Here is a 19,158-nt window from a genome sequence, read left to right on the forward strand (position 1 = left end):
ACGGTCACCGCAGCAGGGGCAACCGCAGGAGGATTGCGATGTTTATCTACCATAAAGAGCGACCACTGGAAGATCTGGGCAACGGCGTGACCCGCCGCGTGCTGGCGTACGGCGGCACCATGATGGCGGTAGAAGTGATTTTCGAGAAAGAGGCTGTCGGCCCGCTGCATCACCATCCCCATGAGCAGCTGACCTACGTGCTGAGCGGACGTTTTGCCTTCACCATCAATGGTGAAACGCGTGAGGTGGGCGCAGGAGATACGCTCTACAAAGCGCCCAATGTGGTTCATGGCTGTGTCTGTCTTGAGGCGGGCACCTTACTGGATACGTTTACACCGCAGCGCGAAGATTTCCTGACCGCTAAATAATGCATGCGGCCCGGTGGGCCGCCTGTTGAACTGACGCATGACTGACCTGGTTTTCCCGTCTCCGCATCCTGCTTCAGGCCCGCAGAATTTTTCTGAAATTCCATCTTCCGCTAACTTAATGATTAGCTGACATTTACGCCGCAACCGCGCTGCGCTTAGCTTCGTCCTGAAAATCAATCGGGCAGATTTCTGTACAAATTACGAATCGTTGTATAAGTTTAATAGCAACCGCCGAACATTTTTTAACCCGAAACAGGACAATACTATGCCAATGCAAAACACCCTCACGTTGCCGGTGAATCACAGTGGCCCGGTCAAAAATGAGTTTAGTTCATCCTTTGCCGTGTCTGAACAGGACAAACTCAACTTTCTGATCGAAGAGTTACTGGAAGCGGGCAAGGAAAAAAGCTGTATGGAACTGCTGCGCCATCTGGCATCCGCAGACAGTGCAGAAGAAGAGGCATGCTGCCGCGAACTGCTGACGTTGCTGATGGCACAAAAATGAAGTCAGTCGCCAACTGTTCAGCGCAGATTCTCCCCTTTCTGAAAGCGTATCTGATATCGCACTCAACGCCTGAGCGCACTTCCCCGTTCAGGCGTGTCAACGTGCCCAGCGAAAGCCGCGGTTTTTGCTGAATGCAGTAACACCCGCAGCAGCGAAGGCTGTTACGCGCGGTAAATCCAGGTTTTACTCACCAGCAACTTCCTGCTTCTCATTGCTTATCTCTCCCCTGTTTTGTTAGCCTGAATCCCGCTTCGGCGAGACCTGCTTTACTTTCCCTTCGCGTAATGCGCGCGGTTCACTATCAGGCTGACACAGGAGTGATATGACCATGACTTTTGCCCCCGCCACGCTGCATCTGCTGTGTGGAAAAATTGCCTCCGGGAAATCGACGCTGGCGGCTGAGCTGAGCGCCGCCCCCGGTTGCGTGGTGATCAGCGAGGATCAGTGGCTCGCCGCGCTTTATAAGGACGAGATGCAGTCGGTGGCCGATTACGTGCGCCATGCAGCAAAACTCAGAAAGGCGATGACGCCTCATCTGGTCGCGCTGCTTAACGCAGGCGTGTCGGTGGTGCTCGATTTTCCTGCCAACACCCGGGCGAATCGCGACTGGATGATGTCGGTGATTCAGGCATCCTCTGCCGACCATCGCCTGCATTATCTGGACGTACCGGATGCGCTGTGTAAATCGCGCCTGCACGCCCGAAATCAGGACGGCGAACACGCCTTTGCCGCAACGGACGAGCAGTTCGCGCTGATTACCCGCTATTTCGAAGCGCCGCAGGAGGAAGAAGGCTTTAACCTGGTGCGCCACGGTTAATGCCTTCTGGCGCGGGATCTTAAGAGAGGTCGAGTGCCGCGAGCACGTCAGCAATCTGCTGGCAGTCCGCCGCAGAGAGCGGTAACAGCGGGCGCGGCAGACAGTCGCGTTCGGTCAGTCCCAGCAGCCCCGCCGCGGCGCTGATCACCCGGAAACTGCCGCCATGCTGGCGGAACAGCGCCCATAACGGCTGCAGGCGATCGGACTGCGCTCTGACGCTCTGATGGTCACCTGCGGCCGCCGCTTCGGTCATCGCTTTTGCGACGCGCGGAAACAGCCCGCCGCACACCGAATACCAGCCATCACAGCCCGCAATCAGCCCGTTGGCGGCTGAGGCATCGCCACTGACGCCAATCGACACGGCATCTGGCAGCGTGCCGCGCAGTTGAGCGAGGCGATCGTTAGCCGCAGATTGATCTGCCGGTACCCCAGGAATTTTCACTGACCCGACACCGGAAAGTGTGGCGATCCGGCTCAGCAGCGCATCGGAAAACGTAAAATGGGTGGTGCCGGGGTTGTCATAGATACAGATTGGCACCGAGGCGTGTTGCGTTACGGTCTCGAAAAGCGTGAACACCTCATCTTCATTCAACGCCTGATAACCCAGCGGCGGCAGCAGTAAGGCAGCCGCGCCCGCCTGCTGCGCGTCCTCCGCCAGCGCCAGCACCTCGTCAGTGCCCACCGCACCAATGCAGATCATCACCGGAATCGACTCTGCATGTTCCACCGCCAGTTCTGCGATGCGCCTGCGCTGCGCGCGAGTGAGATAGGCGTAGCTGCCGGTGGACCCCAGCACGCCAAGGGAATCGACTTTTGCATCAGTCAGCCTGCGCAGCAGCCGCAAAAAAGCCGCCTCATCGGGCTTGCCTGCCGAAAAGGGAGTAAGGGGGAACGCACTGAGTCCGCTGAACATATCATCTGCTCCATTACAAGATTGCACCGGCTGGAGGTCGCCCCTGCAGCCATATTTCGTTACCGGCCGAAGCATCAACCCACCCCGCCCGCTATTTTTGCGCTATCACCCAAAGGAGGATAGCGATGATTGCCGTACTATTTGAAGCCGAAGCCCGCCCCGAACATCAGATGCGTTACCTGCAACTGGCTGCCGACCTTAAACCGCTGCTGATGCAAAACAGCGGGTTTATCTCTCTTGAGCGCTTTCAAAGCCTGACCGATGAGAAAAAAATTCTCTCGCTCTCCTGGTGGCGCGATGAAGAATCGGTGCTGGCCTGGAAGCGCAACCTCTGTCACCAGGCCGCACAGCGTGAAGGCCGCGAGACCCTTTTTGCCGGTTACCGTCTTCGCATCGTCACGCTGATCAGAGAATATGCCTCACAACAGGGAGTAAATTAACATGTTCGATATTCATGTCATCCTGCAAAATAGTCCAGGCACACTTTCCCGGCTCACCACGCTGCTGGGCCGTCATGGGATTGGACTGGAAGGCGGCGGCCTGTTCTCCTTTGGTGAGCAGAGCCACGCTCATTTTCTGGTCGAGGAAGGCGAACGGGCGCGGGCCGTGCTGGAAGCCGGGGGTATCGCCGTCGAGGCAGTTAACGTCCCCCTTATTCGCAGGTTACCGCAACAGCGTCCCGGCGAGCTGGGGGCGATCACTGCACGCCTTGCCGATGCCGGAATCAACATCCTGGTGCAATACAGCGATCACGCTAACCAGCTGATCCTGATCACCGATAACAATCGATCAGCCGCCGGGCTGACCACAGAATGGGCACGCTAATCTGATGGCAACACCACAACCGCATAACGCACCTGACGATAGCGAAGCACTTGAGAATGCGATTGTGGGCGTCGCCGCCGCAATGGCCGATCCGTCACGGGTGAAGATGCTGTCCGCGCTGATGGATGGACGCGCCTGGACCGCCACCGAACTCAGTGCCGTCACCGACGTGGCGCCCTCAACCGCCAGCGCCCATCTGAACCGGTTGATTAACAGCGGCTTGATCGTCTGCGTGGCGCAGGGGCGTCACCGTTATTACCGACTGACCGGCAGTGACATCGCTGCGCTGATTGAGAACATGATGGGCGTGTCGTGGCGACGGATTGCCGCGCCGGCGAGCACCACCCCAACATCGCTTCGCACCGCCCGCACCTGTTACGACCATCTGGCCGGTGATATTGCGGTGTAGATTTATGCCGTAATGGCGCAACAGGGCTGGATCACACCGGAAGGCAGCGCTGTTACCCTGTTGGGTCTGCAGCAGTTTGCGGCGTTGCAGATTGATCTGTCGCAGCCCGGACGCCGCAGAGCCTGCTGTGGCTGTCTCGACTGGAGTGAGCGCCGGTTCCATCTCGGCGGCTACGCGGGTGCAGCGCTGCTGAGTGCCTTTGAAACGCAAGGCTGGCTAACCCGGCAGCCTGGCTACCGTGAAGTGGTGTTTACCGTGGCGGGCGTCCGACATTTACATCAGATTTTTGGCATAACCTTTCCCTGACGCCTTGCTACCTGCGTTCTGAACCCTCTTTGCCGCCAGACTCTGCGCTGATGGCCTCAGACAAGCCAGATTCCGCCTGTTCACCTGCAACACGCTTATGAAATCTGTCACATTTCCGCAAACTCCTCTCAGACTCACTAACAGGCACAAAAAAACCATCCCGCCATTTAACCTGTTGAATGCGAAACACTTTAAGTGATAACGCCTGGCAATCATGCGGCTGGCACATTAATCGATGCCCTTTTTGCACTTATTTAGCGCCGGGCGCTGATCCACTCTTCAGTGACAGGCGCGGCAAAAAGCGTCATACCTTACTGGAGTTACTGATGCAGACAACCTCACCCATGACTCACCGCGCCAGGATTGGCGCAATATTCCGTGTTACCTCAGGCAACTTTCTCGAACAGTTCGACTTCTTCCTGTTCGGTTTCTATGCCACCTACATCGCCCATACCTTTTTCCCGGCCAGCAGTGAGTTCGCCTCACTGATGATGACCTTTGCCGTATTTGGCGCAGGGTTCCTGATGCGCCCGATTGGCGCGGTAGTGCTGGGCGCGTACATCGATAAGGTCGGTCGTCGTAAAGGGCTGATCGTCACGCTCTCCATCATGGCGGCAGGCACCTTTATGATCGTACTGATCCCCTCTTACCAGAGTATTGGCCTGTGGGCGCCGCTGCTGGTGCTGATCGGTCGGTTGCTGCAGGGCTTCTCCGCCGGTGCAGAGCTGGGCGGCGTGTCGGTCTATCTGGCAGAGATCGCCACACCAGGCCGCAAGGGCTTTTACACCAGCTGGCAGTCGGGCAGTCAGCAGGTCGCGATTATGGTGGCGGCGGCGATGGGCTTTATCCTCAACGCGGTGCTGGAAGAGAGCGCCATCCGTGAATGGGGCTGGCGCATTCCGTTCCTGTTTGGCTGCCTGATTGTGCCGTTTATCTTCCTGCTGCGTCGCAAGCTGGAAGAGACCCAGGAGTTCAACAACCGTCGCAGCCATCCCGATGTGAAGCAGGTGTTCCGCATCCTGCTCGCCAACTGGCAGGTGGTGATTGCCGGGATGCTGATGGTAGCGATGACAACGACTGCGTTTTACCTGATTACGGTTTACGCGCCGACCTTTGGCAAGAAAGTGCTGCTGCTCAGCGCCTCTGACAGCCTGCTGGTGACGTTGCTGGTGGCGGTGTCGAACTTTATCTGGCTGCCGATTGGCGGCGCGATCTCCGACCGCTTTGGCCGTAAGCCTGTGCTGGTCGCCATGACCCTGCTGGCGATCGTCACCACCTATCCGGCTCTGAGCATGCTGGCCGCAGCACCGGGCTTCTCGATGATGCTGGGCGTGCTGCTGTGGCTTTCAATGATCTATGGTCTCTACAACGGCGCGATGATCCCGGCGCTGACCGAAATCATGCCAGCGGAAGTGCGCGTGGCGGGCTTCTCGCTGGCCTATAGCCTGGCAACTGCGCTGTTTGGCGGGTTTACGCCGGTGATGTCAACCGGCCTGATTGAGATGACCGGCGATAAAGCCTCGCCAGGCTACTGGATGAGTTTTGCAGCAGTCTGCGCCCTGGGGGCAACACTTTATCTCTATCGTCGTACACGCAGTGCCGTATCGCCTGCCCATGAAACCGTTAGCTGAGGAACGTAAAATGAAACTGAAAACGATGTCGCTTTACGCTGCTCTGCTGTTCAGCGTGGCGGGCAGCGCCACGGCGCAGGCAAAAGAGCTGACGGTGATGATCTCCGGCGGGTTTAAAGCAGCGTGGGATACGCTCTCGCCCCGCTTCGCCCAGCGTGAAGGGATCACTATCAACACCGTCGCCGGTCCGTCTATGGGCAAAACCCCGCAGGCCATTCCGGCCCGACTGGCGCGTGGTGAACCGGCCGATGTGGTGATTATGGTCGGCGATGCGCTAAGCGATCTGCAAAAGCAGGGCGAGACGCTGCCGGGTACACGGGTTGAGCTGGCAGACTCCCGCATCGGCGCGGTGATCAGACAGGGTGCCACGCCGGTTAAGATCGGCAGCGAAAGCGCGCTGCGTACTGCTCTGCTGAACGCCAGCTCCATCGCCTACTCTGACAGCGCCAGCGGTAAGTATGTCAGCAGCCAGCTGTTCAGCCGCCTGGGCATTGAAGATCAGGTTAAGGGGAAAGCGGTGAAGGTTGAGCGCATCCCGGTGGCCTCAGAGGTCGCGGCCGGTAAATACGCTATCGGCTTTCAGCAGGTCAGTGAGCTGCTGCCGGTGCCAGGCGTCACTTTTATTGGCGAACTGCCGGACAAACTGCAATACACCACCCGCTTCGCCGGTGCCGTGGTGCGCAAGTCAGCGCAGCCGGATGAGGCGGCTAAGCTGCTGCGCTGGCTCGCCTCCTCTGAGGCACAACAGGCGGTGCACGCCAGCGGACTGCACACCGTGAAAGCGTCAAAACCGGTCAGAGACGCTGATACTGTTCAATAATCAGGTTCTCCAGTTCGCCCGCAATGTGCGACAGCGTCCGGCCATTTTTACGTAGCAGACCCACGGTGCGTTTCACCTGCGGATCGGTCAATGGAACCGCCATCAGCAGGGCGTGATCGTAGCCAGGCATCGACATGGCGGGGACGGCAGCAATGCCCAGCCCCGCCTCAACCATCCCCAGCATGGTGGTGACGTGCCGGGTTTCACAGATACAGGGTTTCTCCGGCATGATCGCCTGCAGCGCCTGATCCAGCAGGTTGCGATTGCCGGAGGTTTTATCCAGCCCGACCCATTCATACTGATAAAACGCCTGCCAGCTCAGACTCTTTTTGCTGGCTATCGGATGGTCACGCCGACAGGCCGCCACATAGGGATCATCCATCAGCGGCTGGAAATGCACATCCGGCTGCGAGCGGCTGGAAAAACTGATGCCAAAGTCGGCCTGACCGCCAATCACCGCGTCATAAACGTTAGCCGCACTGCTGTCGATCAGTTTGACTCGTACGCGGGGATAGCGCGCCTGAAATAGCCGGATGATGTTGGGCATAAAGTAGTAGGCGGCTGACGGCACGCAGGCTACGGTAATCAGTCCCGTGCGGGCTAAGCTCACCTCGCTGAGATCGGCCATGACCTCCTCAAAATCAGCCAGCAACTTATCCGAGCGCTGAGCAAACGCATGCCCCTTCAGCGTCAGCGTGACGCGGCGCGTGGTACGCTCAAACAGTTTGATCCCCAGCGAGGTTTCCAGCTTATCTATCCGGCGGCTCAGCGCCGACTGTGAGAGACAGATCGATTCTGCCGCCAGGCGAAAATTGCCAAACTCCACCAGCGCGCGAAACGCATAGAGATCGTTGAGATCGAAATTAACCGGCATAAATCCCTCTTCCCTTAAACCGCATCATGCTTGTCATCATTTTCGTCACCTTCCGTGAGGGTAAAATCGGTAACAAATCTGCTGAGCAGTTGCTCCAGCGCCTCGCGATCGCTGTCCGGCCAGTGCCGGAAAACGCGCTGATAGACCTGCATGCGCTGCGCATCGATTTTATCGGTCATCGCCCGGCCATCTGCGGTAATGGCTGCCTCGTTAATCCTTTTGTCCTGCTGATTTTTCTGCCGCACGACCAGCCCGGTTTCCTCCAGTTTCGCCACCTGACGGCTGACCGTGCTGTAGTCACGCCCCACCCGATCGGCCAGTTCGCCTACGCCGATCGGCCCGAACCGGCTGACCTGAACCAGCAGCGGAAACAGCGCCCGATCCAGTTCAATACCCGCCGCTTTAATCATCGCCATATCGCGCTGGGGGCGGTTAAGCGCGCCTGCAATCGTCAGCAGACAATTATGCAGCGCATCGTATTTATGTGTATTTTGCACACTTTTCATTGACGCCATCCTGAGGCAGGAATAATGTGTGTACTTTACACCTAATAACTCCCAGACAGAAGGCAGACCAACCATGAAAGCAGCGATAATCGATCAGGCAGGCGCAAAACCTCACTACGGTGACAGACCGGAACCCCAGGCCGGTGAGCATCAGCAGCGGATCACCGTCAGAGCCGCAGCACTCAGCCAGCTGGCGAAAGCCCGGGCGGCGGGCAACCACTACAGCGCCGTTTCGCAATTCCCGTTTATTCCGGGCATTGACGGAACGGGCTACCTCGACAACGGCGAGGCTGTCTACTTTCTGGCTTTTGACTCCGCCTCGGGCAGTATGGCCGAGCGGACGGTGGTCAGTAGAGAACACATCATCCCACTGCCTTCTGGCCTTGATCCGGTGCTGGCAGCAGCTCTCGCGAATCCGGGCATGTCCTCCTGGACAGCGCTGACCCGTCGGGCCGCACTTCGCCCCGGCGAGACCGTGCTGATCAATGGCGCGACCGGCACTTCGGGTCGCCTGGCGATCCGCATTGCCCGCGCGCTGGGTGCAGGCAAAATCATTGCCACCGGCCGTAACAGAGAAACGCTGCAGCAGTTGCACAATGAGGGTGCTGATATCACTCTGACGCTGGATGCGCTGCCCACCGAACTCCCCGCCCTGATGGCAGAGGGCGTTGATGTAGTACTGGATTATCTGTGGGGTGAGAGCGCACTGGCAATCATGACTGCGGCGGTTCGGGGTGACGAAAAAATCGTGCGCTTTGTGCAGATTGGTTCGCTGAGCGGGCAGGAGATTTCCCTGCACAGTAAGCTGCTGCGCTCATCCGGGCTAACACTGATGGGAAGCGGGCTGGGCAGTGTGCCAGACCGTGAACTGATCGCCTCAATAGGGGAAATGCTGCAGGCCGCCGGACCGCACGGTTTTACCATTCCTTTCCGGTCACGTCCATTAAGTGATATCGCGGAGGAATGGCAGAGCGACGACAGCCGTTGCCGGACGGTATTTACCCTTCCGTGACCGTCTGCTCCACCTCATGCAGAAATCGACCAGGATAATCGGGTTGGATGGCGTGCTGGCTGCTGTAACGCCCAAACAGCTTATAGCGGTTTAACGCGATACGGTCGTAGGCAAAATTACTGATCGCGTCGGGAAAGTGGCGCAGCACCGCCAGCCCGCGCCACGGGGCCGGCAGGTGCTGCATCACGCGGAACACCGCCTGCGCCCGCAGCCAGTGCTGGTTATCGGCAATGTAGACAATGGTGCTGATGTTCTCTTCCGGCAGTCCGGCCCAGCGCAGCAGCGCTTTGCCCTGCTCGCTCTGCACCGAGGCAAAACGGACCTGCCGCGCCAGATGGTGACGCAGCAGGAACTGAACCCAGCCGTTGCACAACTTACAGACACCGTCATAGAGCACGGCGCTTTCACCGGTTTGCAGATAAGGGGGCGACGACATCCTGCAACTCCTCACTCCTCTGATGATGAACTGAAGTGTAGCGGGTTCTGGTCAGTTGCTGCTGCAGCCAGTGAATGACGGCAGCGTGATCCTGAACGCAGGCATCAATCTCATACACCGGGCCCAGCGCCATCGGAGTGGCCTGTTGTGCCAGCTGGCGCAGTTCCGGCAGATACTCAGCCCCCGGATGGCCCTGCAGCCGCTGCGACAGCCGTGCCTGGTAGCGCGCCACCGCCGCTTCCGGTTCAATCTTCAGCCATAGCTCCAGCGCCTCTTCCACGCCCGCCTGTTTCAGTCCCTGCTCCAGCAGCGTACGGGGCTGGAACCCAAACCAGGCGTCAATCAGCCAGATCTGACTGGCGGGTGCCTGCGCGACGATGTTCCAGATCGCCTGATAGGCCGCGCAGCCCAGTTGCCGGTTACGCTGGCGATCGACCGGCGCAAAAGCGTGCATAAAGGGTTCTTTCAGGCTATCGAGCGTCAGCACCGGCCAGCCAAACTGTTGTGACAGCACGCGCGTCAGGGTGCTTTTACCCGATGCCGGAATACCGTTAACCAGCACCACGCGTTTGGGGGGGATGTTTTGCGTCATAAGATATCGATGACCTCCGCGACACTGCTGGCCTGACGTAACCGGACCAGCGTCTCCTCATCTTCCAGCAGCGACACAATCGCGCGGATCCCCTCTTCGATATGGGCATTGCTGTCACGCGCGCCAAACATGATGACAATGTCCGCTTTGTCACTGCCCTCAAACGAGATCGGCTCATTTAACACAATCATACTGAAACAGTCGCGGATCACCCCCGCGTCCGGTCGCGCATGGGGAATGGCGATCCCCTCCTCAAACACGTAGTAAGCGCCATGGGCCAGCGTATTGGCGATGACCGCATCAGGATAAGAGGCATCGAGATAGCCGCCACTGACCAGGGGTTCGGCAGCCAGCGCGATAACCTGACGCCAGTCCGTGGCGTCGATACCAATCTGAATGGCGTTTGCCTCTTGCAATAACTGCTTAATCGTCATCAGCTCTCCTTAAATCGACTGGCGAACCACATTGCGTAATTCATCGATTTTGACAAACAGCGCATCAATTTCATTGCGATAGCGACGGCTTTTCGCAAATAAGCTTAATGCCCGGTTATATTCCAGCATTAATTGTTTTTGCGTTTCGCCATCACGCGGATTAATAGCCAGCTGCTGCTCCAGTTGCGTTATTTTCTCGCGACTTAATTCCGCCAGATGATCCTGCTGCTGCTCGCTGGGTTGTTCCTCAGCCGGAGACTTTTTTAAGAATCCAAACATAGGCTCTCCTGCCCCGTAGCATGTCGGGGTGGCTCAGATTAATAGGTAATTATAAAAGGTTTGACGCAATAAGCCGGTGATGGCGAAACGGGCGATTACCGGAATAATTGCATCTTCTCTACCAGCACACTGGTTACCGCATCATTGGCCGGCACCAGGAAATTACGCACGCTGTCATTGACCTTGCCTTTTTCAAAGGTCGATTTGCACTGCGCCACCCACTGAACATTCATTTCGGTGCCGACATTGACCTTCTCAATACCGCTGCTGACCGCCAGCCGCATATCTTCATCGCTGACGCCGGTGCCGCCGTGCAGCACCAGTGGCGTGTGGGTTGCCGCCGTGATATCTGCCAGCCGCTGATGCTGAATATGCGCTTTGCCGGTGTAAAGCCCATGCACGGTGCCGATGGAGATCGCCAGCATATCGACGCCGGTCTCTTCGACAAAGCGGCGCGCATCTTCCACCGGCGTAAACGCAATCGCCTCCATCTCCACACATTTACCATCTTCCGAGCCGCCAATCGCGCCCAGCTCCGCTTCTACCGAAACATTGTGCGGACGCGCCATATCAATCACCCGGCGGGTGTTGGCAATATTCTCCTCAATTGACAGATGGGACCCGTCATACATCACGGAACTGAATCCGGCATCAATCGCTGTCTGAATTGCCGCTAAATCGGAACAGTGATCGAGATGCAGACAGGTCGGGACATTCATACTCTCTGACAGCGATTTAATGGCATCGACCAGTAATTTATGGCCGAGATATTTTGCCGTGCCGGTGGAGATCTGAATCATTAACGGACTATTGGTTTTCTCTGCCGCTTTAAAATAGGCGGGCAGCATCTCCAGGCAGTGAAGATTAAAAGAACCCACCGCTTTAAAGTCGCGCTGTTTAGCCAGCTGTAACAGATCGGCGAAGTTATAAAGTTTCATGGATTTTTTCCTCTTGAGGTTTTGTGGATTTGCCATTAACAAACCAGGCAAGCGCGGTAACAAAGGCAATAAACAGAGCAACGAACAGCCAGTTATTCTGGAAGGCGTGGCCGAGCACCAGGCCGGTACTGATGACATCTGAGTCACTGAAGGTCACACCGGTGAAGCCATAGCTCTCCAGCATCGGCACCAGGATGGCGGGCAGAATGGTGATAAAGAGGCCGTGGACGAAGCCGCCGATCATCGCGCCGCGCCGTCCGCCCATGGCATTACCAAATACCCCGGCGGTGCCACCGGCAAAGAAGTTGGTCAGCAGGCCAGGCAGGATCATCGCCAGACCAAACATCGGGAAGACGAGCATGCCGACAATTGAGCCGAGCGTGGTGGCGAGAAAGCCAACAATCACCGCGTTCGGGGCATAGGGAAACATCACCGGGCAGTCCAGCGCCGGTTTGGCATCCGGCACGACACGCATGGCGATACCGCGGAAGGCAGGCACCAGCTCGTTCAGCAATAGACGAACGCCGCTGTAGAGCACAAAGACTCCGGCCACGAACTGAATCGACTGCATAAAGGCGTACATCAGGTAGTTCATGCCGTTGCTGTACTGGGCGATAAACGCCGGACCGGCCGCCACGGCGGGGATCAGGTACATCGGCACCATCACCAGCGCCATCGACAGATAGGTATCCTGCAGAAACTTGAAGTTATCGGGCAGCTTAAGATCTTCAGTGGATCGCGATCCTTTGCCGACCACTTTGGCGACCGCCGCCGTGACCAGATAACCAATGGTGCAGAAGTGACCCAGGGCAACGTCGTCCGAATCGGTAATACGCCGTACCACCGGCTGCGCCAGCGCAGGCATCACCACGGCCATGATCCCGCCAAAGATACCGCCGGTCAGGATCAGCGGCAGACCGGTCAGCCCCGCTTTATAGCCAATCACCGCGCCAATCGTCGCCATCCACAGCAGAGCCTGGCCGGTCAGGAAGATGTACTTAAAGGGCGTCAGTCGCGCGATGATGATATTGACGATAAAGATCACCAGCAGCGTCAGTGCCACTTCAGACCCCAGCTCACGGTTAGCCAGCCCGGCAATGGCGGCAACATCGGTGATATAGCCGCGCATGCCAAAGCCGTGGGTAAAAATGGTATTGAGGAACGTCAGGGTTCCCACAATAATATTGATACCCGCCATCATAATTAAAAAGCCGAGCAGGGTTTTAAAGGTGCCTTCCACCACCTTGCCTGCGGATTTCTTTTGCAGCAGCAGACCGATCAGGGCAATAAAGGCGATCAGAATAGACGCCTGCCCCAGCAGATCTTTTACCAGGAAGTCGATCACACTATTCATGGGCGGCGACCTTTACGTTGCGTTCTTTTAAAAAGGCCAGGATCTTCTGCTCTATTTCCGCTTTATCGGTGAGCCGGTTAAGAATAATGACCCGCTTAATCTGTTCCGGACTGGCGTCGGCATTTAACACATCGGCAAAGGCTTTTTGCGTCAGAATCATGTCCGACTTAAAGGCATTCGCTTCTGAAATGGTGGTGTGATCGATATCGGCCTCAATCTCCAGTTTTTTTAAAACCGCTTTTGCGCTCATCTCAATCGCAAAACTGGATCCTAAGCCACAACCACAGACACATAATATTTTCAGCATGGTTTTCTCCTCACAATATATTGAGTTGTTTAGCGAGTTTGTAATGGTGCCCGTCAATATCGACCAGGCGTTTTTGCATGCTTATTAAATCAATCGGAATCGGTTTGTTGCTGCCGTTAATAATGACCGCTTTATTCCGCATGCCTGACTGAATACAACGCACCACTTCACTGGCCATAATGGTGCCCTGATAAATCTCTTCGCAGGTGGGATCACCATTCCGCAGCCCGTAACCGAGGATAGTTTTACGGACGCGTACGCCAATAAGCGGCTCAAGCTGTTTGATTAAGGTGTCGATAGCCCCCTGAAAACCCGGCGAATATTCGCGGGTGTAGCCTTCTGAACAGAGAATGATCACGCTGTTCTGCTCTGCCAGCCGCCGGGTGATGCGCTGCGCCAGCTGTGGCAAAGGAATCTGGCACTCCGGGATCAGCGCAATGTCCGCATTGGATTTAATCGCCGACTGCAGGGTTAATTCGCCGCAGTAGCCGCCGAGTAACTCCAGCATAAATACCCGGCCAGGTAAGGCGCGCCCGGTATTCCGCAGTTTCGCGACCTCTTTTAATACCTGCTCGCAGGCGGTGGAAAAACCCAGGGTGTAATCACTGCCGAAGACATCATTATCGATGGTCATGCCGACGCCGAAACAATTAACGCCAGACTCCGACAGGGTATGGAGAAATTGCAGCGACCCGTCTCCGCCCGCCATAATTAACACTTCAATACGGGCGCTTTTCAGCTGGCGGGCAATACATTCATATTCGCTGCGCACCAGTTTCTTTTGCGTGCGTCCCGATTGCATAACCGGAATTGAGGCGATGGAAAAGTCGAGCAGATCACGCTGGCTGATATCACGATGGTTATTTGCCAGCAGGCCGGGAATGCCACCATCAAATATCACGATCTCCGCCTGCGTCAGACGCCCTAACTGGAAGACAAAATTATTAATGCCGGTTACATCACCGCCACTGATCACCATTCCAATTCGCATTTCCCTCACCTCGCTGTCTTAATCTGCTGAGGGCCATTCTTCCGGTTCGTGGGGTTGCTATTTGCAGAGGAGATCACAGTTACGAGCGGTATTTTTTGGGCGGAGTTATTGACAGAGGTGTCTGAACGGCGGTTTTTGAGATCAAAATCACACTATTCGCGGGAAGGCCGATTAGAGTGAAACGATATAAATCAATGAGTTAGCTCAGAAGACATCTGAATTTTATTTCGCCACACAGCGGCACAGAGTGGCTTATTCCGTGCTGTTGCAAATTTGTGACTTTCGCCTCATTTTTCCCGGTTCCGGGCCAGATAAAGCGTTCAGAAGATAATTGATGAGGAGCTATCCGGATTATTTTATGGCAGATAAACAGGCGGGCAGAATAGATTTCAGAGGAGAAGAAGGCGCGGAAAAAACGAATAAGGGACGTAGCTGCAAGCCGCTACGCCCCAAAAAACTTACTTCGCGTAGGCTTCAGTAGACAGAGTCAGAGTGACCTCGTCGCTTACCGCTGGGACATATTTGTCCAGCTTGAAGTCAGAACGCTTGATGGTGCCGGTGGCATCAAAACCAATCGCCTGCTTTTTCACCATCGGATGCTCGCCCTGCTTGTTCAGCGTCGCGTGCAGCGTAACTGGCTTGGTGATCCCTTTCAGGGTCAGGTTGCCTTCAACATCAAATTTGTTGTCGCCCTTCGCCACCACTTTGGTGCTGTGGAAGGTCGCAGTCGGATATTTAGCGGTGTCGAAGTACTCAGCGCCTTTGAATTCTTTGGTCAGCGCAGCCACGTGGCTGTCGATTTTGCTGACTGGCAGGGTCACGTCAACACGTGATGCCTCTGGATGATCTTTATCAAACACCAGGTTACCGGTTGCATCAGGGATATCAGCGGTTGGGTTTGAGAAGCCGAAGTGGTTCCAGGCAACAATCACCGACGTATGCTCAGGATTCAGCTGGTAGTGCATCGCCTCAGCCTGAGACAACGGGGCGTAGAGGGTGGCAGCGGCTAACAGGGGCAGTGCAATACGTTTGAAGTTTTTCACGGTCAATTCCTTATGCGGACAATGTGAATTGAGTGTGGTCCAGTTCGCCCGGAATAGACAGTGAAGAGATTTGTCGGTAATTTTCAAATAAATTCAGCAACTTTATACCGGGCGCTACACATTTTCACCGCCGGTGAACAGCACCCGCCAGCGGCGGCGATCCTGAATCAGCGTGCGGTGAAGCTGTTGCAGATCCGCAAGTGTCAGCGCCTCAATCTGCTTCGTATCCGGTTCTGCCAGGCCATTTTCTGCGCGTAAGCACGCCAGTGGCTGATCCACTTCCCGGCTCAGAAGACGCGCTTTCAGTGCCGCCAGATCGTAACCCGCCAGCGTCTCGTTCAGTGACCGCAGGAAGTTGCGGCAGTAGCGCAGCAGTGACAGCGCGCTGTAATCGGGCGATTGCAGCGCAAACAGTACCCCATCTTCATCGGCACAGCGCATATAGCGGCTGCTCACCACATAACCGATAGGCTGCTCAACGCGATAGCGCTGGAAAAAGCGCGGCTCGTAGATCAGCGCCAGCGCGCGTAGCGCCGCCAGCTGTTCAGGACGATGCAGCGGGATAAACAGCAGCAGAGCATTGTCCGCGCTGCTGTGTGGCAGGCGCGTCATACCGGTTTGCGTCGTCATGCGCTTTGGCGGCGTGTCAGGGTTAACCGGCAGCGACAGTGCGCTCAGCCGCCGGGCAATCAGTGAATGCAGTGCCGCGTTGCCGCCTTTCAGCGCCGCCCGCCAGCAATGTGGCGTAATAGTGGCGGCCAGCTGATAAGGCAACTGCCGCAGCAGTGCACGAATCGCGATGCTTTCCCCCGAAGAAGGCTGCGCCGCCTCAACCGGCAGCGTCAGTGCGGCGACAATCTGGCTCAGCGCCCGGTCAGCCACCGCCTCATCCGGCGTCAGTTGTAGCGTCAGTTGCCACACGCCCTCCACCTCCTGCCAGCTGCCGTTGCCGCCCTGATGACGCAACGCGGCAAACAGCGGACGTAACCGCCGCCCCAGCGCTTCGCCTGCCGCTTCGGTGAACGTTGACCAGAACTCTGGTCGCAGGATCAGCGTCGCCTGCAGGTCATCAGGCTGATGATGCGGCAATGCCACCGCCTGTGCGGGCAGCGGCTCAGACGTTAAGGCAGTCTCGAACGGGTAGAATGTGAAATGCGCCGGAGGTAGCGCCTCAGACGGGGCTGGCTGCCAGGCGGTCAGCGCAAGGCTGAATCCCTGCGTCTGAAGGGTTTCCTCAGCCGGGTGCGACGAGCAGAACAGCAGCGTGCCCGGCGTGTCGGTGAGATGCGCCAGCAGCGGCTGTAACGCAGGCACGGCTTCATCTGGCGCAAAGCCGATTGCGCGCTGGCGTAACTGCTCCATCGGTGACAGCGTCACGAATCGCTGCTTTGCCAGCTGGTGATAGTGTTGATGTTGTGGCTTATTCGTCTGGCGCAGTGCCTCCAGATAACGGTCGATCAAGACATTAACGGTTTCGGGTTGATGCGTTTCAACGCCCAGCGCCAGCCAGAGCGCGCCTACCGCCTGATAGATCCACTTCAGCTCCAGCGACTCTGCCAGCCCCTGCTCACGAAGGGTAGCCAGCAGCGATCCGGGTGCTTCATCCAGCAGAAATTCACGCCATAACGTGACACCGTCACTGTTACCCAGTATCCAGCTGCGCCATAGTGCCCCAGGTGCGGTCTCTGCCAGCTGCCAGCAGGTATCGCTGGTCAGCTGCGGCGGTGGCAGATCCTGTCGCCACTGACCGGTGGGCAGCGCGGCAGCAACGTTACGCGCCAGCTGTTCCAGCTCATCCAGTGAGTGTGGCCCCTGCAGCCAGAGCCGCATATTGCTGGCGAAGTAGTAGCGCTGGTGGAACTGGCGCAACGCCCGCTGCAGTGCAGAGAGCTCATCGCCAAAACTCGCCCGGCTGCCAATATGGAACCGGTGGAATTCCGCAGGTGACGCGGCGGCGTGCAGCAGTGCCGCTTCAATGCGTGACGGCTGATGACGCTGCAATAGCTGATATTCCGCATCAATCACCGCCACTTCCTGACCGATCGCCTGATTATCAAGCAGCGGATGGCAGACCATATCCTGCAGCCGCGCCAGCCCGTCAGCCAGCAGCGACGGCGTGACCTCAAAAAAGAACGCGCTGCGCCGGGCCAGTGTAGTGGCGTTAACTCTGCCACCCTGCGTCTGAATCCAGCTCATCAACCGGCCCTCATCAGGCCAGCCGGTGCTGCCGGTGAACAGCAGATGTTCCAGCAGATGCGCCAGTCCGGGCCAGCGATCGGGTTCGTCGTGACTCCCCGCGCCCACCTGAATCAGGGCGGCGGCCTGGCTGGCATCGGGCTGATGCACCAGTTCAACCGTCAGACCGTTTATCTCCAGGCAACGCGTTTTCATCAGAGGTTCCGTGTTTTATAGATCAGTTGTGAGTTGCTGCGGTTACGGAACTGCAGCTGACCAATTTTAATGTCGCTGCAATCCGCCTCACGCCGGGCGTCAAGGATTTTGCCGTGATGCGGTGATTTGCTGCAGACCGGATCGGTGTTGTCGGCATTGCCGGTCAGCATGTAAGCCTGACAGCGACAGCCGCCAAAATCTTTCTCTTTCTCATCACAGGAGCGGCATGGCTCTGGCATCCAGTCAAAACCGCGATAACGGTTGAAGCCGAATGAGTTATACCAGATATCGTCCAGACTTTGCGTCAGCACTGAGGGAAATTCTATCGGGAGCTGACGCGCACTGTGGCACGGCAGCGCGGTGCCCTCTGGCGTAACGCTGAGGAAGATGGCGCCCCAGCCACCCATGCAGGGCTTAGGGCGCTCTTCGTAGTAGTCTGGCGTCACAAACAGCAGGTTGGTCAGATTGCCGGTGGTGCTCATCCGCTCGCGGTAGGTTTTCACCACCGCCTCTGCGCGGGCTATCTGCTCGCGGGTGGGCAGCAGGCCTTCACGGTTAAGCTGCGCCCAGCCGTAGAACTGACAGGTCGCCAGTTCCACGTCATCCGCTTCCAGCTCAATGCAGAGATCGATGATCCTGTCGATCTGGTCGATGTTATGGCGATGCAGTACAAAGTTCAGCACCATCGGATAGCCGTGGGCTTTCACCGCTTTCGCCATCTCCAGCTTCTGCTGAAACGCTTTTTTCGAACCGGCCAGCGCCGCATTCAGGGTTTCGTCACTCGCCTGGAAGCTGATCTGGATATGATCCAGCCCCGCCTCGCTGAACGCATCCAGCTTCTTCTCCGTCAGGCCGATGCCAGAGGTGATCAGGTTGGTGTAGAAGCCGAGATCGCGCGCCGCTTTGATCAGCTCCGGCAGATCTTTACGAACCAGCGGCTCGCCGCCCGAGAATCCGAGCTGCACGCTGCCCATCGCCCGCGCCTGACGAAACACCTCAATCCACTGTTCGGTGGTCAGCTCCTTCTCCTGCTGGGCGAAATCCAGCGGGTTGGAGCAGTAGGGACACTGCAGCGGACAGCGATAGGTCAGCTCGGCCAGCAGCCAGAGCGGCGGATTCACGTCAGGTTTATGCGGGGTCACGGAACTGTATCCACTTCTGTTCATAGGCTGATTGCAGGAACTCTAAAACATCTGCACCCACGCCGCCCGCTTCCGGAAAACGGCTATCCAGCGTTGCGATAATCGCGGCGATATCCTGCTTGCCATCCACCAGCTCAAGGATGGCGGCGGCGGTTTCGTTCAGCTTCGCCATGCCTTCGGGATAGAGCACCACATGGGTATCCTGGGCGGCTTCCCACTGCATGCGGTAGCCGCGACGAAACGCGGCAATCGAGTTTTCATTCAT

General features: G+C 57.2%; 23 protein-coding genes and 1 pseudogene. 9 read left to right on the forward strand and 15 right to left on the reverse strand.

The window, feature by feature from the left end; all coding sequences use genetic code 11:
* The first annotated feature begins 38 nt into the window (after window positions 1-38).
* From NR195_RS03495 to NR195_RS03505, 3 genes are all read left to right on the forward strand, one after another.
* The gene (locus NR195_RS03495; RefSeq protein ID WP_010245017.1) at window positions 39-368 is read left to right on the forward strand and encodes a cupin domain-containing protein; all 330 of its coding nucleotides are present in this window, start codon (window positions 39-41) and stop codon (window positions 366-368) included.
* Window positions 369-633: 265 nt separating this feature from the next.
* Window positions 634-873 carry a hypothetical protein gene (locus NR195_RS03500; RefSeq protein WP_010245020.1) on the forward strand — a complete coding sequence of 80 codons (240 nt, stop codon included), beginning with the start codon at window positions 634-636 and terminating at the stop codon, window positions 871-873.
* A 322-nt stretch (window positions 874-1,195) separates the two neighbouring features.
* Window positions 1,196-1,690, forward strand: coding sequence for an ATP-binding protein (locus NR195_RS03505; protein WP_115387549.1), 495 nt, complete (start codon window positions 1,196-1,198; stop codon window positions 1,688-1,690).
* Window positions 1,691-1,709: 19 nt separating this feature from the next.
* Here the strand turns inward: NR195_RS03505 and NR195_RS03510 are convergent, their stop codons facing one another.
* Window positions 1,710-2,603 (reverse strand): dihydrodipicolinate synthase family protein, encoded by an 894-nt coding sequence (locus tag NR195_RS03510; protein ID WP_256844126.1) that lies wholly within the window; start codon window positions 2,601-2,603, stop codon window positions 1,710-1,712.
* 125 nt (window positions 2,604-2,728) lie between these two features.
* On the opposite strand from NR195_RS03510, the gene NR195_RS03515 reads away from it, so the two are divergent.
* The 5 genes and pseudogenes from NR195_RS03515 (at window position 2,729) to NR195_RS03535 (ending at window position 6,594) form a co-directional block, all read left to right on the forward strand.
* On the forward strand, window positions 2,729-3,043 hold the full coding sequence (locus tag NR195_RS03515) for an antibiotic biosynthesis monooxygenase (RefSeq protein WP_010245030.1): 315 nt from the start codon (window positions 2,729-2,731) through the stop codon (window positions 3,041-3,043).
* Window position 3,044: 1 nt separating this feature from the next.
* On the forward strand, window positions 3,045-3,428 hold the full coding sequence (locus tag NR195_RS03520) for an amino acid-binding protein (RefSeq protein WP_033779204.1): 384 nt from the start codon (window positions 3,045-3,047) through the stop codon (window positions 3,426-3,428).
* A 4-nt stretch (window positions 3,429-3,432) separates the two neighbouring features.
* Window positions 3,433-4,143, forward strand: a pseudogene (locus NR195_RS03525) (ArsR/SmtB family transcription factor).
* 323 nt (window positions 4,144-4,466) lie between these two features.
* Entirely contained in the window at window positions 4,467-5,774 is a 1,308-nt protein-coding gene (locus tag NR195_RS03530; RefSeq protein ID WP_122458509.1) for an MFS transporter, read from the forward strand.
* Between the two features lie 10 nt (window positions 5,775-5,784).
* On the forward strand, window positions 5,785-6,594 hold the full coding sequence (locus NR195_RS03535; protein ID WP_191921250.1) for a substrate-binding domain-containing protein: 810 nt from the start codon (window positions 5,785-5,787) through the stop codon (window positions 6,592-6,594).
* On the opposite strand, the gene NR195_RS03540 is transcribed toward NR195_RS03535, so the two are convergent.
* The gene (locus tag NR195_RS03540) at window positions 6,569-7,468 is read right to left on the reverse strand and encodes a LysR family transcriptional regulator (RefSeq protein ID WP_022625678.1); all 900 of its coding nucleotides are present in this window, start codon (window positions 7,466-7,468) and stop codon (window positions 6,569-6,571) included. The genes NR195_RS03535 and NR195_RS03540 overlap by 26 nt on opposite strands.
* Window positions 7,469-7,482: 14 nt before the next feature.
* Entirely contained in the window at window positions 7,483-7,974 is a 492-nt protein-coding gene (locus NR195_RS03545) for a MarR family winged helix-turn-helix transcriptional regulator (protein WP_256844127.1), read from the reverse strand.
* A 73-nt stretch (window positions 7,975-8,047) separates the two neighbouring features.
* On the opposite strand from NR195_RS03545, the gene NR195_RS03550 reads away from it, so the two are divergent.
* The gene (locus NR195_RS03550; RefSeq protein ID WP_256844128.1) at window positions 8,048-8,986 is read left to right on the forward strand and encodes a zinc-binding alcohol dehydrogenase family protein; all 939 of its coding nucleotides are present in this window, start codon (window positions 8,048-8,050) and stop codon (window positions 8,984-8,986) included.
* On the opposite strand, the gene NR195_RS03555 is transcribed toward NR195_RS03550, so the two are convergent.
* From NR195_RS03555 to pqqD, 12 genes are all read right to left on the reverse strand, one after another.
* Entirely contained in the window at window positions 8,973-9,422 is a 450-nt protein-coding gene (locus NR195_RS03555) for a thiol-disulfide oxidoreductase DCC family protein (RefSeq protein WP_154209949.1), read from the reverse strand. The genes NR195_RS03550 and NR195_RS03555 overlap by 14 nt on opposite strands.
* Window positions 9,391-10,014, reverse strand: coding sequence for an ATP-binding protein (locus NR195_RS03560; protein ID WP_256844129.1), 624 nt, complete (start codon window positions 10,012-10,014; stop codon window positions 9,391-9,393). Before NR195_RS03560 ends, NR195_RS03555 begins: the two co-directional genes overlap by 32 nt.
* Window positions 10,011-10,448 carry a PTS sugar transporter subunit IIA gene (locus tag NR195_RS03565; protein ID WP_158149322.1) on the reverse strand — a complete coding sequence of 146 codons (438 nt, stop codon included), beginning with the start codon at window positions 10,446-10,448 and terminating at the stop codon, window positions 10,011-10,013. The genes NR195_RS03560 and NR195_RS03565 overlap by 4 nt, the downstream gene beginning before the upstream one ends.
* 9 nt (window positions 10,449-10,457) lie before the next feature.
* Complete coding sequence (locus NR195_RS03570; protein ID WP_061703976.1) at window positions 10,458-10,727, reverse strand: hypothetical protein; 270 nt, start codon at window positions 10,725-10,727, stop codon at window positions 10,458-10,460.
* A 95-nt stretch (window positions 10,728-10,822) separates the two neighbouring features.
* Window positions 10,823-11,665, reverse strand: coding sequence for a class II fructose-bisphosphate aldolase (locus NR195_RS03575; RefSeq protein WP_010670115.1), 843 nt, complete (start codon window positions 11,663-11,665; stop codon window positions 10,823-10,825).
* The gene (locus NR195_RS03580; protein ID WP_008925155.1) at window positions 11,652-13,019 is read right to left on the reverse strand and encodes a PTS sugar transporter subunit IIC; all 1,368 of its coding nucleotides are present in this window, start codon (window positions 13,017-13,019) and stop codon (window positions 11,652-11,654) included. Before NR195_RS03580 ends, NR195_RS03575 begins: the two co-directional genes overlap by 14 nt.
* Window positions 13,012-13,326 (reverse strand): PTS sugar transporter subunit IIB, encoded by a 315-nt coding sequence (locus NR195_RS03585; RefSeq protein ID WP_010245062.1) that lies wholly within the window; start codon window positions 13,324-13,326, stop codon window positions 13,012-13,014. The genes NR195_RS03580 and NR195_RS03585 overlap by 8 nt, the downstream gene beginning before the upstream one ends.
* A gap of 10 nt (window positions 13,327-13,336) precedes the next feature.
* Window positions 13,337-14,317, reverse strand: coding sequence for a 6-phosphofructokinase (locus NR195_RS03590; protein ID WP_010670113.1), 981 nt, complete (start codon window positions 14,315-14,317; stop codon window positions 13,337-13,339).
* A 458-nt stretch (window positions 14,318-14,775) separates the two neighbouring features.
* Complete coding sequence (locus tag NR195_RS03595) at window positions 14,776-15,360, reverse strand: YceI family protein (RefSeq protein WP_010245067.1); 585 nt, start codon at window positions 15,358-15,360, stop codon at window positions 14,776-14,778.
* A gap of 114 nt (window positions 15,361-15,474) precedes the next feature.
* The gene (pqqF, locus tag NR195_RS03600) at window positions 15,475-17,751 is read right to left on the reverse strand and encodes a pyrroloquinoline quinone biosynthesis protein PqqF (protein ID WP_256844130.1); all 2,277 of its coding nucleotides are present in this window, start codon (window positions 17,749-17,751) and stop codon (window positions 15,475-15,477) included.
* Window positions 17,751-18,917 carry a pyrroloquinoline quinone biosynthesis protein PqqE gene (pqqE, locus tag NR195_RS03605; protein ID WP_161939645.1) on the reverse strand — a complete coding sequence of 389 codons (1,167 nt, stop codon included), beginning with the start codon at window positions 18,915-18,917 and terminating at the stop codon, window positions 17,751-17,753. Before pqqE ends, pqqF begins: the two co-directional genes overlap by 1 nt.
* On the reverse strand, window positions 18,880-19,158 hold the full coding sequence (gene pqqD, locus NR195_RS03610; protein WP_010245072.1) for a pyrroloquinoline quinone biosynthesis peptide chaperone PqqD: 279 nt from the start codon (window positions 19,156-19,158) through the stop codon (window positions 18,880-18,882). Before pqqD ends, pqqE begins: the two co-directional genes overlap by 38 nt.

Origin of the sequence: Pantoea sp. Ft-CA_14 (assembly GCF_024520875.1) — a bacterium.
Classification (GTDB): Bacteria; Pseudomonadota; Gammaproteobacteria; order Enterobacterales; family Enterobacteriaceae; genus Pantoea; species Pantoea agglomerans.

Bases quoted from the DNA above. Each gene is read 5' to 3' on its own strand.
- NR195_RS03575 (WP_010670115.1), bottom strand. From the start codon at position 11,665: ATGAAACTTTATAACTTCGCCGATCTGTTACAGCTGGCTAAACAGCGC.
- pqqD (WP_010245072.1), bottom strand. From the start codon at position 19,158: ATGAATGAAAACTCGATTGCCGCGTTTCGTCGCGGCTACCGCATGCAG.
- NR195_RS03520 (WP_033779204.1), top strand. From the start codon at position 3,045: ATGTTCGATATTCATGTCATCCTGCAAAATAGTCCAGGCACACTTTCC.
- NR195_RS03590 (WP_010670113.1), bottom strand. From the start codon at position 14,317: ATGCGAATTGGAATGGTGATCAGTGGCGGTGATGTAACCGGCATTAAT.
- NR195_RS03580 (WP_008925155.1), bottom strand. From the start codon at position 13,019: ATGAATAGTGTGATCGACTTCCTGGTAAAAGATCTGCTGGGGCAGGCG.
- NR195_RS03585 (WP_010245062.1), bottom strand. From the start codon at position 13,326: ATGCTGAAAATATTATGTGTCTGTGGTTGTGGCTTAGGATCCAGTTTT.
- NR195_RS03565 (WP_158149322.1), bottom strand. From the start codon at position 10,448: ATGACGATTAAGCAGTTATTGCAAGAGGCAAACGCCATTCAGATTGGT.
- NR195_RS03515 (WP_010245030.1), top strand. From the start codon at position 2,729: ATGATTGCCGTACTATTTGAAGCCGAAGCCCGCCCCGAACATCAGATG.
- NR195_RS03550 (WP_256844128.1), top strand. From the start codon at position 8,048: ATGAAAGCAGCGATAATCGATCAGGCAGGCGCAAAACCTCACTACGGT.
- NR195_RS03545 (WP_256844127.1), bottom strand. From the start codon at position 7,974: ATGAAAAGTGTGCAAAATACACATAAATACGATGCGCTGCATAATTGT.
- NR195_RS03540 (WP_022625678.1), bottom strand. From the start codon at position 7,468: ATGCCGGTTAATTTCGATCTCAACGATCTCTATGCGTTTCGCGCGCTG.
- NR195_RS03535 (WP_191921250.1), top strand. From the start codon at position 5,785: ATGAAACTGAAAACGATGTCGCTTTACGCTGCTCTGCTGTTCAGCGTG.
- pqqE (WP_161939645.1), bottom strand. From the start codon at position 18,917: ATGAACAGAAGTGGATACAGTTCCGTGACCCCGCATAAACCTGACGTG.
- NR195_RS03510 (WP_256844126.1), bottom strand. From the start codon at position 2,603: ATGTTCAGCGGACTCAGTGCGTTCCCCCTTACTCCCTTTTCGGCAGGC.
- NR195_RS03560 (WP_256844129.1), bottom strand. From the start codon at position 10,014: ATGACGCAAAACATCCCCCCCAAACGCGTGGTGCTGGTTAACGGTATT.
- NR195_RS03505 (WP_115387549.1), top strand. From the start codon at position 1,196: ATGACCATGACTTTTGCCCCCGCCACGCTGCATCTGCTGTGTGGAAAA.
- NR195_RS03495 (WP_010245017.1), top strand. From the start codon at position 39: ATGTTTATCTACCATAAAGAGCGACCACTGGAAGATCTGGGCAACGGC.
- NR195_RS03570 (WP_061703976.1), bottom strand. From the start codon at position 10,727: ATGTTTGGATTCTTAAAAAAGTCTCCGGCTGAGGAACAACCCAGCGAG.
- NR195_RS03500 (WP_010245020.1), top strand. From the start codon at position 634: ATGCCAATGCAAAACACCCTCACGTTGCCGGTGAATCACAGTGGCCCG.
- pqqF (WP_256844130.1), bottom strand. From the start codon at position 17,751: ATGAAAACGCGTTGCCTGGAGATAAACGGTCTGACGGTTGAACTGGTG.
- NR195_RS03555 (WP_154209949.1), bottom strand. From the start codon at position 9,422: ATGTCGTCGCCCCCTTATCTGCAAACCGGTGAAAGCGCCGTGCTCTAT.